Source organism: Streptomyces sp. SDT5-1 (genome assembly GCF_052245995.1).
Taxonomy (GTDB): domain Bacteria; phylum Actinomycetota; class Actinomycetes; order Streptomycetales; family Streptomycetaceae; genus Streptomyces.
Genome location: NZ_CM125963.1, coordinates 5,599,153 through 5,612,339 on the forward strand (window position 1 = coordinate 5,599,153; position 13,187 = coordinate 5,612,339).

14 protein-coding genes are annotated in these 13,187 nt (G+C 69.1%); all 14 read left to right on the forward strand.

Features of this window, described 5'->3' with window-relative positions; translation table 11 throughout:
* The first annotated feature begins 144 nt into the window (after nucleotides 1-144).
* The 14 genes from ACTWJ8_RS25950 to atpA all read left to right on the forward strand — a co-directional run bounded on the left by ACTWJ8_RS25950 (nucleotide 145) and on the right by atpA (nucleotide 13,187).
* On the forward strand, nucleotides 145-1,248 hold the full coding sequence (locus ACTWJ8_RS25950) for an LCP family protein (protein ID WP_356373955.1): 1,104 nt from the start codon (nucleotides 145-147) through the stop codon (nucleotides 1,246-1,248).
* Between the two features lie 154 nt (nucleotides 1,249-1,402).
* On the forward strand, nucleotides 1,403-1,627 hold the full coding sequence (rpmE, locus tag ACTWJ8_RS25955) for a 50S ribosomal protein L31 (protein WP_356373954.1): 225 nt from the start codon (nucleotides 1,403-1,405) through the stop codon (nucleotides 1,625-1,627).
* A 119-nt stretch (nucleotides 1,628-1,746) separates the two neighbouring features.
* A complete protein-coding gene (gene prfA / locus ACTWJ8_RS25960) occupies nucleotides 1,747-2,823 on the forward strand; it encodes a peptide chain release factor 1 (protein WP_356373953.1) in 1,077 nt (358 codons plus the stop codon).
* A 50-nt stretch (nucleotides 2,824-2,873) separates the two neighbouring features.
* Nucleotides 2,874-3,719, forward strand: coding sequence for a peptide chain release factor N(5)-glutamine methyltransferase (prmC, locus tag ACTWJ8_RS25965; protein WP_356373952.1), 846 nt, complete (start codon nucleotides 2,874-2,876; stop codon nucleotides 3,717-3,719).
* 62 nt (nucleotides 3,720-3,781) lie between these two features.
* Nucleotides 3,782-4,429, forward strand: a complete 648-nt coding sequence (locus ACTWJ8_RS25970; protein WP_443260406.1) for an L-threonylcarbamoyladenylate synthase — start codon at nucleotides 3,782-3,784, stop codon at nucleotides 4,427-4,429.
* Nucleotides 4,426-5,088, forward strand: coding sequence for an arsenate reductase/protein-tyrosine-phosphatase family protein (locus ACTWJ8_RS25975; RefSeq protein ID WP_356373950.1), 663 nt, complete (start codon nucleotides 4,426-4,428; stop codon nucleotides 5,086-5,088). Before ACTWJ8_RS25970 ends, ACTWJ8_RS25975 begins: the two co-directional genes overlap by 4 nt.
* A 122-nt stretch (nucleotides 5,089-5,210) precedes the next feature.
* Nucleotides 5,211-6,485 carry a serine hydroxymethyltransferase gene (gene glyA / locus ACTWJ8_RS25980; protein ID WP_443260407.1) on the forward strand — a complete coding sequence of 425 codons (1,275 nt, stop codon included), beginning with the start codon at nucleotides 5,211-5,213 and terminating at the stop codon, nucleotides 6,483-6,485.
* Nucleotides 6,486-6,613: 128 nt separating this feature from the next.
* Nucleotides 6,614-7,960, forward strand: coding sequence for an MraY family glycosyltransferase (locus ACTWJ8_RS25985; protein ID WP_356373948.1), 1,347 nt, complete (start codon nucleotides 6,614-6,616; stop codon nucleotides 7,958-7,960).
* A 286-nt stretch (nucleotides 7,961-8,246) separates the two neighbouring features.
* A complete protein-coding gene (locus ACTWJ8_RS25990) occupies nucleotides 8,247-8,705 on the forward strand; it encodes a hypothetical protein (RefSeq protein WP_356373947.1) in 459 nt (152 codons plus the stop codon).
* A 273-nt stretch (nucleotides 8,706-8,978) separates the two neighbouring features.
* Nucleotides 8,979-9,749 (forward strand): F0F1 ATP synthase subunit A, encoded by a 771-nt coding sequence (gene atpB, locus ACTWJ8_RS25995; RefSeq protein WP_356375849.1) that lies wholly within the window; start codon nucleotides 8,979-8,981, stop codon nucleotides 9,747-9,749.
* A gap of 77 nt (nucleotides 9,750-9,826) precedes the next feature.
* Nucleotides 9,827-10,066, forward strand: coding sequence for an ATP synthase F0 subunit C (atpE, locus tag ACTWJ8_RS26000; RefSeq protein ID WP_356373946.1), 240 nt, complete (start codon nucleotides 9,827-9,829; stop codon nucleotides 10,064-10,066).
* Between the two features lie 38 nt (nucleotides 10,067-10,104).
* Nucleotides 10,105-10,653, forward strand: a complete 549-nt coding sequence (locus ACTWJ8_RS26005; protein WP_356373945.1) for a F0F1 ATP synthase subunit B — start codon at nucleotides 10,105-10,107, stop codon at nucleotides 10,651-10,653.
* Nucleotides 10,650-11,471, forward strand: coding sequence for a F0F1 ATP synthase subunit delta (locus ACTWJ8_RS26010; RefSeq protein WP_356373944.1), 822 nt, complete (start codon nucleotides 10,650-10,652; stop codon nucleotides 11,469-11,471). Before ACTWJ8_RS26005 ends, ACTWJ8_RS26010 begins: the two co-directional genes overlap by 4 nt.
* Before the next feature lie 120 nt (nucleotides 11,472-11,591).
* A complete protein-coding gene (atpA, locus tag ACTWJ8_RS26015; protein ID WP_356373943.1) occupies nucleotides 11,592-13,187 on the forward strand; it encodes a F0F1 ATP synthase subunit alpha in 1,596 nt (531 codons plus the stop codon).

Consider the following 13,187-nt stretch of genomic DNA (forward strand, 5'->3'; position numbering starts at 1 on the left):
GGTTACTGCCGCTACGTACGGTCGCACCTTCGCCCCGGAGTGCGCACATCTGTCTGTGCAACCCTTCTTGGCGGTCCGTCGTCACACCGAGTGAACAGAAGTGCGGACCGAACGATCAGAAGCAGACGAAACCTGCGAGGAGCTATGCCGGACCGTGACAGCAAGCCCGGGCGCCACCGCGGCGCCAAGGGCCGCCGCCGCAAGACGCGCAGCGGGCGCAGCAAGGCGCTGCGCATCGCGGCGTGGAGTGCCGCGGGCGTCGTCGTCCTCGGGGGCACAGGGCTCGGCTACGTCTACTTCCAGCTCAACGGAAACATCAAGAGCGTCGACATCAACGCGCAGCTGGGCACCGACCGGCCGCAGAACGTGGACAACGGCTCGGAGGACATCCTCGTCCTCGGCTCCGACACCCGCGCGGGGAACAACGCGAAGGTCGGCGGCGGCGCCGACGAGGGCTCCGCCCGCTCCGACACCGCGATGGTCGTGCACGTCTACAAGGGCCACAAGAAGGCGAGCATCGTCTCCATACCGAGGGACACGCTCATCGACCGGCCCTCGTGCACCGACAAGAACGGCACCGACCACCCGGCGCAGAACCAGGTCATGTTCAACTCCGCCTACTCCACGGGCGGCGCGGCCTGCGCGGTCAAGACCGTCGAGTCGCTGAGCGGCATCCGCATGGACCACTACGTCGAGGTCGACTTCGCCGGCTTCCAGCGCCTCATCGACGACCTCGGCGGCGTCAAGGTCACCACCACCGAGGCGATCAACGACCCCGACAGCCACCTGAACCTGAACGCCGGCACGCACACCCTCACCGGTGAGCAGTCCCTCGGCCTCGTCCGCACCCGGCACGGCGTCGGCGACGGCAGCGACCTCGGCCGCATCCAGCTCCAGCAGGCCTTCATGAAGGCGCTGATGGACCAGATCAAGAGCGTCGGCGTCTTCACCAGCCCCAGCAAGCTGTACGCGCTCGCGAACACCGCAACCAAGACGGTGACCACCGACTCGCAGCTGGCCTCGGTGAAGGACCTGACGTCCTTCGCGAGCGGCCTCAAGGGCATCGGCTCCGGCGACATGAACATGGTCACGCTGCCCGTTCAGTACGACCCGAACGACGCCAACCGCGTCCTGCTCGACGAGACCAACGCGGACAAGGTCTGGAAGGCCCTCAAGCACGACAAGCCGGTTCCGAAGTCGGCCACCAAGGACTCCGCCAAGGGCTCCGCCGACAGCGTCGTGAAGTAGCGGGAGGCCGCCGGGGGAGCGGCCGGGAATACTTCCGGGCCCTCCCCGGTTTTGGGGGATACGGCCAGTCCTGGCAGACTGGTACGTCGGTCCCGGTTCACGCTCCCGCATCCCGCGTCAGCGACCCGGCACCCTCCCGAACCTAGGAGACACCTTGAAGCGCGACATCCACCCCGAGTACGTCGAGACGCAGGTCTCTTGCACCTGCGGCGCGTCGTTCACGACCCGCAGCACCATCGGCTCCGGCACCATCCGTGCCGAGGTCTGCTCCGAGTGCCACCCGTTCTACACGGGCAAGCAGAAGATCCTCGACACCGGTGGCCGTGTGGCCCGCTTCGAGGCCCGCTTCGGCAAGGCCGCCGGCTCCGCCAAGAAGTAGCGAAGCTCAAGCGCCGGTCCACGGTGCCCCTGTTCCGCGGGGGCACCGGGACCGGCGCTTTGCGGTGCAGCCCCCTTCATTCGGAAAAACACAGCACCCCGTGAACGCAGGAGCCGGAGATGTTCGAGGCCGTCGAGGAACTGATCGGTGAGCACGCCGATCTGGAGCAGAAGCTCGCGGACCCCTCGGTCCACGCCGACCAGGCCAACGCGCGCAAGCTCAACAAGCGCTACGCCGAGCTGACCCCGATCGTCGCCACGTACCGCTCCTGGAAGCAGACCGGGGACGACATCGAGGCGGCGAAGGAACTCGCCGCCGACGACCCGGACTTCGCGGCCGAGGTCAAGGACCTCGAGGAGCAGCGCGAGGAGATCACCGAGAAGCTCCGCCTTCTCCTGGTCCCGCGCGACCCGTCCGACGACAAGGACGTCATCCTCGAGATCAAGGCCGGCGCCGGCGGCGACGAGTCCGCGCTGTTCGCGGGCGACCTGCTGCGCATGTACCTGCGCTACGCGGAGCGCGTCGGCTGGAAGACCGAGATCATCGACTCCACCGAGTCCGAGCTCGGCGGTTACAAGGACGTCCAGGTCGCCGTGAAGACCAAGGGCGGCAACGGCGCGACCGAGCCCGGCCAGGGCGTCTGGGCCCGCCTCAAGTACGAGGGCGGCGTGCACCGCGTGCAGCGCGTGCCGTCGACCGAGTCGCAGGGCCGCATCCACACCTCCGCCGCGGGCGTGCTCGTCACGCCGGAGGCCGAGGAGGTCGACGTCGAGATCCACGCGAACGACCTGCGCATCGACGTGTACCGCTCGTCGGGCCCCGGCGGCCAGTCCGTCAACACGACCGACTCCGCCGTCCGCATCACGCACATCCCCACCGGTGTCGTGGCCTCCTGCCAGAACGAGAAGTCCCAGCTGCAGAACAAGGAGCAGGCGATGCGTATCCTGCGCTCCAGGCTCCTCGCAGCGGCTCAGGAGGAAGCGGAGAAGGAGGCCGCCGACGCCCGCCGCAGCCAGGTCCGCACCGTCGACCGCTCCGAGAAGATCCGCACCTACAACTTCCCGGAGAACCGCATCTCGGACCACCGTGTGGGCTTCAAGGCCTACAACCTGGACCAGGTGCTCGACGGCGAGCTCGACGCCGTGATCCAGGCGTGCGTCGACGCGGACTCGGCCGCCAAGCTCGCCGCCGCGTAAGCTCCCGCACCCCCTCGTACGACAGAACGGCTCAGCCCCGGAGGACCAGCGTGAACCTGCTGCTAGCAGAGGTGGCCCAGGCCACGCAGCGCCTTGCCGACGCCGGGGTGCCCTCGCCGCGCAACGACGCGGAGGAGCTCGCCGCCTTCGTGCACGGCGTCAAGCGGGGCGAGCTGCACTCCGTCAAGGACGCGGACTTCGACGCCCGGTACTGGGAGGTGACCGCGCGCCGCGAGGCCCGCGAGCCGCTCCAGCACATCACCGGGCGCGCCTACTTCCGCTACCTGGAGCTCCAGGTCGGCCCCGGTGTCTTCGTGCCGCGCCCGGAGACCGAGTCGGTCGTCGGGTGGGCCATAGACGCCGTGCGCGCGATGGACGTCGTCGAGCCGCTCATCGTCGACCTGTGCTCGGGGTCCGGCGCCATCGCGCTCGCGCTCGCCCAGGAGGTCCCGCGCTCCCGCGTGCACGCCGTGGAGCTGTCCGAGGACGCCCTCAAGTGGACGCGCAAGAACGTCGAGGGGTCCAGGGTCGACCTGCGCCAGGGCGACGCCCTGACGGCCTTCCCGGACCTCGACGGCCAGGTCGACCTCGTCATCTCCAACCCGCCGTACATCCCGCTCACCGAGTGGGAGTACGTGGCGCCCGAGGCCCGCGACTACGACCCGGACCTCGCGCTCTTCTCCGGTGAGGACGGCCTCGACCTCATCCGCGGCATCGAGCGCACCGCCCACCGCCTGCTGCGCCCCGGCGGCATCGTCGTCATCGAGCACGCGGACACCCAGGGCGGCCAGGTGCCGTGGATCTTCACGGAGGAGCGGGGCTGGGCGGACGCCGCCGACCACCCGGACCTGAACAACCGGCCGCGGTTCGCGACGGCCCGCAAGGCGCTGCCGTGAGGACGCCATCGAAGTCCCCGACCCACGAATTCGAGCTGTACGCAGAGCAGGAGGCCCGCTAGATGGCACGGCGTTACGACACCAACGACGCGACCGACCGCGTTACCGGTCTGCGTGAAGCCGCCTCCGCGGTCCGCCGTGGCGAGCTGGTCGTGCTGCCCACCGACACCGTGTACGGCATCGGGGCCGACGCGTTCACGCCCGAGGCGGTCGGTGACCTCCTGGAGGCGAAGGGGCGCGGCCGTTCCATGCCGACGCCCGTCGTCATCCCGTCGCCGAACACGCTGCACGGGCTCGTCACGGACTTCTCCGAGATGGCCTGGGAACTGGTCGACGCGTTCTGGCCGGGCGGCCTCACGATCGTCGCCAAGCAGCAGCCCTCGCTCCAGTGGGACATCGGCGAGACCCGCGGCACCGTCGCCATCCGGATGCCGCTGCACCCCGTCGCCATCGAACTGCTCACCGAGGTCGGCCCGATGGCCCTGTCCTCGGCGAACCTGTCGGGGCACCCGGCGCCCGAGGACTGCGACGCCGCCCAGCAGATGCTCGGCGACTCCGTCTCCGTCTACCTCGACGGCGGGCCGACGCCCGGCAACATCCCGTCATCCATCGTCGACGTCACCGGCAAGGTCCCGGTCCTGCTGCGCGAGGGCGCGCTGACCGCGGACGAGCTGCGCAAGGTCGTACCCGACCTCGAGGTGGCGAATTGACAGCCCCTGAGACGGGGCGTGGCATAGGCAACGGGTACGTACGCACGCCGGCCCTCCCCGGCGACACCTTCCGCATCCTCCACGTCAGCACAGGCAACGTGTGCCGCTCGCCGATCACCGAGCGGCTGACCAGGCATGCCCTCGCGGACCGGCTCGGCGCGCCGCTCGCGGGCGGGCTCATCGTGGAGAGCGCGGGCACCTGGGGCCACGAGGGCGCGCCCATGGAGGCCAACGCCGAGACCGTCCTCGCCGACTTCGGCGCGGACCCCTCCGGCTTCGTCGGCCGTGAGCTCCTCGACGACCACGTCATAAGGGCCGACCTGGTCCTGACGGCGACCCGCGACCACCGCGCCCAGGTCATCTCCATGGGGCACAGCGCGGGCCTGCGCACGTTCACGCTGAAGGAGTTCACGCGGCTCGTGCAGGCCATAGACCCGGCCACGCTGCCGGATCCCCTGGAGTCGGGCGTGGTCGAGCGCGCACGCTCCCTGGTCCGCGCGGCGGCCGCTCTACGCGGGTGGCTCCTGGCCCCCTCCGTCGAGGCGGACGAGGTCCACGACCCGTACGGCGCGCCCCTCCCGTTCTTCCAGTCGGTCGGCACGGAGATCAACGAGGCGCTCGCCCCCGTGGTGACAGCCCTGACGGGCGTCACCAAGTAGCTGCCGCGGCCCCGTGGCAGAGCCCCGTGGCAGAGCCCCGAGGCGTGAGCGCGGGCGGGCGCGACGGTACGGATCTACATTGGAAGGCACCCACCTCCCCGACGCGAGGCCCGGAGCCGACCATGCCGGTGATGACAGAACCCGCAGCCACGGCGGAGCTACAGCGGCAGGACCCCGAACTGGCCGAAATCCTCCTGGGGGAGGCCGCCCGCCAGGCGGACTCCCTCCAGCTCATCGCCGCCGAGAACTTCACCTCGCCCGCCGTCCTCGCCGCCCTCGGCTCCCCGCTGGCCAACAAGTACGCGGAGGGCTATCCCGGTGCCCGCCACCACGGCGGCTGCGAGCTCGTCGACGTCGCGGAGCGCCTCGCGATCGACCGCGCCAAGGCCCTCTTCGGCGCCGAACACGTCAACGTACAGGCGCACAGCGGCTCTTCGGCGGTGCTCGCCGCGTACGCCGTCCTGCTGAAGCCGGGCGACACCGTGCTCGCCATGGGCCTCCCGTCCGGCGGCCATCTCACGCACGGCTCGCCGGCCAACTTCTCCGGCCGCTGGTTCGACTTCGTGCCCTACGGCGTCAACCCGGAGACCGGCCTCATCGACTACGACCTGGTGCTCGAGGCGGCCCGCGCCCACCGCCCGAAGGCCCTCGTGTGTGGCTCGATCTCGTACCCCCGGCACATCGACTACGCCGCCTTCCGTGAGATCGCCGACGACGTGGGCGCCCACCTGATCGCCGACGCCGCGCACCCCATGGGCCTGGTCGCCGGGGGAGCGGCCCCGAACCCCGTCCCGTACGCCGACATCGTCTGCGCCACCACGCACAAGGTGCTGCGCGGCCCCCGCGGCGGCATGCTGCTGTGCTCCGCCGAGCTCGCGGACCGCGTCGACCGCGCCGTCTTCCCCTTCACCCAGGGCGGCGCCCAGATGCACACGATCGCCGCGAAGGCCGTCGCGTTCGGCGAGGCCGCGCGCCCCGCCTTCACCGCGTACGCCCATCAGGTCGTCGCGAACGCCCGGCTCCTCGCGGGCGCGCTCGCGGCGGAGGGCTTCGGCGTCACGACCGGCGGCACCGACACCCACCTGCTGACCGTCGACCCCGGACCGCTCGGCGTATCGGGCGCGGTCGCCCGCGGCCGGCTCGCGTCGGCGGGAATGATCCTCGACACGTGCGCCCTGCCGTACGAGAACGGCCGTGGCCTGCGCCTCGGCACCGCCGCCGTCACCACGCAGGGGATGGGTGAGATCGAGATGGCCCGCGTCGCGGTGCTCCTGTCGGGTGTCGTACGGGGCGACCTCGACCCGGCAACGGTCCGCGAGGAGGTCCGCGAGCTGGCCGGAAGATTTCCCCCGTACCCCGCCCGGAACGGGGTAGGAGAGCGGGCGGACACCCCCTGAGGCGCACCAGGTACGCCCGGGGAACCGTCACCCGTGCAACCATCGTCGCTACCCGGAAGTCTTCAACCCTAAGCACGCGAAGCTAGGGTGTGGGGCTGAGATGGCCAGCGATACCTGTGGGGAAGCCCGTGCGTGAATACCTGCTGACGCTCTGCATCACGGCCGCGGTGACCTATCTGCTCACAGGCCCGGTGCGGAAGTTCGCGATCGTGGCCGGTGCCATGCCCGAGATCAGGGCGCGTGACGTGCACCGGGAACCCACGCCGCGGCTCGGCGGTATCGCCATGTTCTTCGGTCTGTGCGCGGGGCTGCTCGTCGCGGACCACCTGACGAACCTGGACAAGGTCTTCGAGTCGTCGAACGAACCGCGGGCGCTGCTCTCCGGCGCCGCGCTGATCTGGCTGATCGGCGTCCTGGACGACAAGTTCGAGATCGACGCCCTGATCAAGCTCGGCGGCCAGATGATCGCCGCGGGCGTGATGGTCATGCAGGGCCTGACGATCCTGTGGCTGCCGATCCCGGGCGTCGGCACGGTCTCGCTGACCCAGTGGCAGGGCACGCTGCTCACCGTCGCGCTCGTCGTGATCACCATCAACGCCGTGAACTTCGTCGACGGCCTCGACGGCCTCGCGGCGGGCATGGTCTGCATCGCCGCCGCGGCGTTCTTCCTGTACGCGTACCGGATCTGGTACGGCTACGGCATCGAGTCCGCGGCCCCCGCGACGCTGTTCGCGGCGATCCTGATGGGCATGTGCCTGGGCTTCCTGCCGCACAACATCCACCCGGCCAGGATCTTCATGGGCGACTCGGGCTCGATGCTGATCGGCCTGGTCCTCGCGGCCGGCGCGATCTCCATCACGGGCCAGGTCGACCCGGACGCGCTCAAGCTCAACCTCGGCGGGTCCACGCGGGACACCACACACGCGATGCTCCCGGTCTTCATTCCGCTGCTGATGCCGCTGACGATCATCGCGATCCCGTTCGCCGACCTCGTCCTCGCGATCGTGCGCCGCACCTGGAACGGTCAGTCGCCGTTCGCCGCGGACCGCGGTCATCTGCACCACCGGCTCCTGGAGATCGGCCACTCGCACTCCCGCGCGGTGCTGATCATGTACTTCTGGTCGGGCCTCATCGCCTTCGGCGCGGTCGCCTACTCGGTGCACTCCGCGTCCGGGATGTGGGTGATGCTCACCATCGTGGCGCTGAGCTTCGTCGGCCTCGTCATGCTGCTGCTGCCGCGGTTCACGCCGCACGCGCCGCGCTGGGCCCAGCACTTGGTGCCGCCGCGCTACCGGCGTCCGACGGCCACCGCCGCGAGCGCGGAGGGGGAAGAGGCGGCCGGGCCGTCCGAAGCGGCTGAGGGCGCCGACGGCGCCGCGGACCGCGGGCGGATCCCGGCGGGAGTCAACGGGGCGACCGCGATCGGCGCCCGTTCGCGCTTCACGGATCGGCGTAAGGCGGGAACGTCTCGTTGACCGCGACGACGATCGGGACGATCACGGGGCCCGAAATGACCCCAATACCAGACATGTTGGTCGCGCGGGTGCACAGACGCGCAGGATCCCCCTCACGTGTGACGGTTGGCACACCTTCTAGGTAAAGACCGCATCAAATAGTTTGTGATACCGTTCACGAAGCCGGGGGAAGGACCGAAGGGCCGTAGTGCGACGGCCATTTGGCCCGGATCCGACCATCGAACACCCCGGACTACGCTCGTCCATGACGACACCCTGCCCCACCCCAGTAAGCGGAGTTGCCGCCATGCCGTCCAGTGACGCACGGACCCTTCTTCAAGCCGTCGTACCCACCGCCGCCGCAGGCGTGATTGCCGCGGTGATCAGTGGTGTGGTTGCGGGCGGCAAGGGGGCCATCGGTGCGCTGGTGGGTGCTCTTGTGGTGATCGTGTTCATGGGCCTCGGGCAGGTCGTGCTGCTGCGCACGGCAAAATCGCTTCCGCAGCTGTTCCAGGCGATGGGGCTGATGCTCTACGTCGCCCAGCTGCTGCTGCTCATGATCTTCGTGGCTCTTTTCAAGGACACGACTCTTTTCAATCCCAAGGCCTTTGCCATCGCTCTGGTCGTCTCGACCGTGGTGTGGATGGCGGCCCAGGCCCGCGCGCACATGAAGGCCAAGATTTTCTATATCGACCCCGAGGCGGCTCCCGGCTCCAAGGGGACCGGGGCCAGTGAGAAGGCCGAGAAGACCGGGTCGTCGTCGTGAGAGGTAGGGCCGGGATAAACGCCCGTTCGTCGGGCTGCTATCGTCCGGTGCCAACTGCGGCATCGCCGGCGCGGGCACGAGAGCTGACGCCTGCACGATCGCGAGGCTCACTGCCTGCCCGCCGCCCCCACACCCGAAACACCAGACCGGTGCCGATCCGCGGCTGCACGCCGCACCGACACAACGAGGTTGCCGTACTTATGCGTCACGCCGAAGGAGCCCGCGGTGAGTGCTGACACGACCCAGCTCGCCTTTGACTGGAGTTGTCGGATCATGGCCGACAACGGGTGTGGCTTCCCCTCGCCGGGTCTTCACTCCTTCTTGTTCGAACCGATCGCCGACTTCGGCTGGTTCTACTTCAACAAGGTGATGCTGCTCGCCCTGCTCACCACGCTCGTCATCTGCGTCTTTTTCTTCTTCGCGTTCGGCCGCTCGAAGGTCGTCCCCGGGAAGCTCCAGATGATCGGTGAGGCCGGCTACGACTTCGTACGCCGCAGCATCGTCTACGAGACGCTGGGCAAGAAGGAGGGCGAGAAGTACGTCCCCGTCATGGTCTCGCTGTTCTTCTTCATCTGGATCATGAACGTCTGGTCGGTCGTCCCGCTGGCCCAGTTCCCGGTCTCGTCGGTCATCGCGTACCCGGCGGTCCTCGCCGCGCTGGTCTACCTGATCTGGGTGCCGCTGACCTTCAAGCGCCACGGTTTCGTGGGTGGTTGGAAGAACATCACCGGCTACGACCCGTCGCTCGGCCCGATCAAGTGGCTGGTCTCGTTCATCGAGTTCTTCTCGAACCTGCTGGTCCGCCCGTTCACGCACGCGGTGCGACTCTTCGCCAACATGTTCGCCGGTCACCTGATGCTGGTGATGTTCACGGTCGCCTCCTGGTACCTGCTGAACAGCTGGCTGATCCCGGCCGCGGGCGTCTCGTTCATCATGACGATGGCGATGATCCTCTTCGAGCTTTTCGTCCAGGCCGTCCAGGCGTACGTCTTCGTCCTCCTGGCCTGCACGTACATTCAGGGCGCTCTCGCCGAGCACCACTGAGCCCCACCCCGCCCAACCACCCCACAGTCGTCCGGTGGACAACCGCCACCGGTTCGTAAAGAAAAGGAAGTAACGGCATGTCCGCGTCCATCGAACTCGCCGCTGGCGTCTCCGGCTCCCTCGGTTCCATCGGTTACGGTCTCGCCGCGATCGGCCCCGGCATCGGCGTCGGCATCGTCTTCGGCAACGGCACCCAGGCCCTGGCCCGCCAGCCCGAGGCCGCCGGTCTGATCCGCGCCAACCAGATCCTCGGCTTCGCCTTCTGTGAGGCGCTCGCCCTCATCGGCATCGTTATGCCGTTCGTGTTCGGTAAGTAATCACCTCTTACTGACACGTTTCGACGAAAGGCACTGATGTGATCGCCAACCTGGTTGCACTCGCGGCCGAGGAGGAGCAGAGCCCGCTCGTCCCGCCCGGTCCCGAGCTGCTCATCGGCACCATCGCCTTCGCCATCGTCTTCTTCGTCTTCGCCAAGAAGCTCCTCCCGCGCATCAACAAGACGCTGGACGAGCGCCGCGAGCTCATTGAAGGCGGTATCGAGAAGGCCGAGGCCGCCCAGACCGAGGCCCAGAGCGTGCTCGAGCAGTACAAGGCTCAGCTCGCCGAGGCCCGGCACGAGGCCGCGCGGCTGCGCCAGGAGGCGCAGGAGCAGGGTGCCGCGCTCATCGCCGAGATGCGTGCGGAAGGTCAGCGGCAGCGTGAGGAGATCATCGCCGCCGGCCACTCCCAGATCGAGGCCGACCGCAAGGCCGCCGCTCAGGCGCTGCGTCAGGACGTGGGCCAGCTGGCCACCGACCTGGCCGGCAAGCTGGTCGGCGAGTCCCTCGAGGACTCCGCCCGGCAGTCGCGCACGATCGACCGCTTCCTCGACGAACTCGAAGAGAAGGCAGAGGCTGCTCGATGACCGCCCACGGAGCGAGCCGCGAGGCGCTGGCCGCCGCGCGTGAGCGCCTGGACTCGCTGACCGACAACACGTCGGTCGACGCCAAGGCGCTCGCCGGCGACCTGGCCTCGGTGACCGCGCTGCTCGACCGCGAGGTCAGCCTGCGGCGGGTCCTGACCGACCCGGCGCAGGCCGGCGAGGCCAAGGCCGAGCTCGCGAGCCGCCTGCTCGGCGGCCAGGTCGGCGGCGAGGCCGTCGACCTGGTGTCCGGCCTGGTCCGCTCCCGGTGGTCGGCCTCCCGCGACCTGGTCGACTCCCTCGAGGAGCTGGCCAACACCGCGGACCTGACCGCGGCGCAGAAGAGCGGGGACCTCGACGACGTCGAGGACGAGCTGTTCCGGTTCGACCGGATCGTCGGCTCGAACCCCGAGCTGCGCGCCGCACTGACCGACAAGTCCGCCACGGCCTCGGCCAAGGGCGAGCTCGTGAAGCAGCTGCTCGGCGGCCGGGCCAAGCCCACCACCGAGCGGATCGTCGAGCGTCTTGTGACCGCGCCGCGTGGACGTAGCCTGGAAGCGGGACTCGAGTCCCTCTCCAAGCTCGCCGCCGAGCGTCGCGAGCGCATGGTGGCGGTCGTCACCACGGCGGTGCCGCTGAGCGACTCGCAGAAGCAGCGCCTGGGTGCGTCCCTGGCGAAGCTCTACGGCCGCCAGATGCACCTGAACCTGGACGTGGACCCCGAGGTCCTCGGCGGGATCAAGGTGCAGGTGGGCGACGAGGTCATCAACGGCTCCATCGCGGACCGCATCGAGGAGGCCAGCCGCCGTATGGCCGGCTGACCGCAACAACCTCAACACGTACGACAACGGCCCTAGTTGGGCCGTGCAGAGGATTCCTGGGGGCTGACCCCAGACCCCCCAAGAAAACTTCGGGCCCAACAAGGAGAGCAGGGAACCCAGATGGCGGAGCTCACGATCCGGCCGGAGGAGATCCGGGACGCGCTGGAGAACTTTGTCCAGGCGTACAAGCCGGACGCGGCCTCGCGCGAGGAGGTCGGTACGGTCACCCTTGCCGGCGACGGCATCGCGAAGGTCGAGGGCCTTCCCTCGGCCATGGCCAACGAACTGCTGAAGTTCGAGGACGGCACCCTCGGACTCGCGCTCAACCTGGAAGAGCGCGAGATCGGCGCCATCGTCCTCGGTGAGTTCAGCGGCATCGAGGAGGGCCAGCCGGTCCAGCGCACCGGCGAGGTCCTGTCCGTCGGCGTCGGCGAGGGCTACCTCGGCCGCGTCGTCGACCCGCTCGGCAACCCGGTCGACGGTCTCGGCGAGATCGAGACCAGCGGCCGTCGCGCCCTCGAGCTGCAGGCCCCCACGGTCATGCAGCGCAAGTCGGTGCACGAGCCGATGGAGACCGGCTACAAGGCCGTCGACGCGATGACCCCCGTCGGCCGTGGTCAGCGTCAGCTGATCATTGGTGACCGCCAGACCGGCAAGACCGCCCTGGCCGTCGACACGATCATCAACCAGCGCGACAACTGGCGCACCGGCGACCCGAAGAAGCAGGTCCGCTGCATCTACGTCGCCATCGGCCAGAAGGGCTCGACCATCGCCTCCGTGCGTGGCGCCCTCGAAGAGGCCGGCGCGCTGGAGTACACGACCATCGTCGCCGCCCCGGCGTCCGACCCGGCCGGCTTCAAGTACCTGGCGCCGTACACCGGTTCGGCCATCGGCCAGCAGTGGATGTACGAGGGCAAGCACGTCCTCATCATCTTCGACGACCTCTCGAAGCAGGCCGACGCCTACCGCGCCGTGTCCCTGCTGCTCCGCCGCCCGCCGGGCCGCGAGGCCTACCCGGGTGACGTCTTCTACCTGCACTCCCGCCTGCTCGAGCGCTGCGCGAAGCTCTCGGACGAGATGGGCGCCGGTTCGATGACGGGTCTGCCGATCGTCGAGACGAAGGCCAACGACGTCTCCGCGTTCATTCCGACCAACGTCATCTCCATCACCGACGGCCAGTGCTTCCTGGAGTCGGACCTCTTCAACGCCGGTCAGCGCCCCGCGCTGAACGTCGGTATCTCCGTCTCGCGAGTCGGTGGTTCCGCGCAGCACAAGGCGATGAAGCAGGTCTCCGGCCGCCTCCGCGTGGACCTCGCCCAGTTCCGTGAGCTCGAGGCGTTCGCCGCCTTCGGTTCCGACCTGGACGCCGCGTCGAAGCAGCAGCTGGAGCGCGGTCAGCGCATGGTCGAGCTGCTCAAGCAGGCTCAGTACCAGCCGATGGCCACCGAGGACCAGGTCGTCTCCGTCTGGGCCGGCACCACCGGCAAGATGGACGACGTGCCGGTCGCCGACATCCGCCGCTTCGAGAAGGAGCTCCTGGAGTACCTGCACCGCAAGGAGCAGGGCCTCATGACCTCCATCAAGGAGGGCGGCAAGATGTCGGACGACACGCTCACGGCCGTTGCCGACGCCGTTGCCGACTTCAAGAAGCAGTTCGAGACCTCGGACGGCAAGCTTCTGGGCGAGGACGCTCCGGCCGTCAACGTCTCCAAGTGA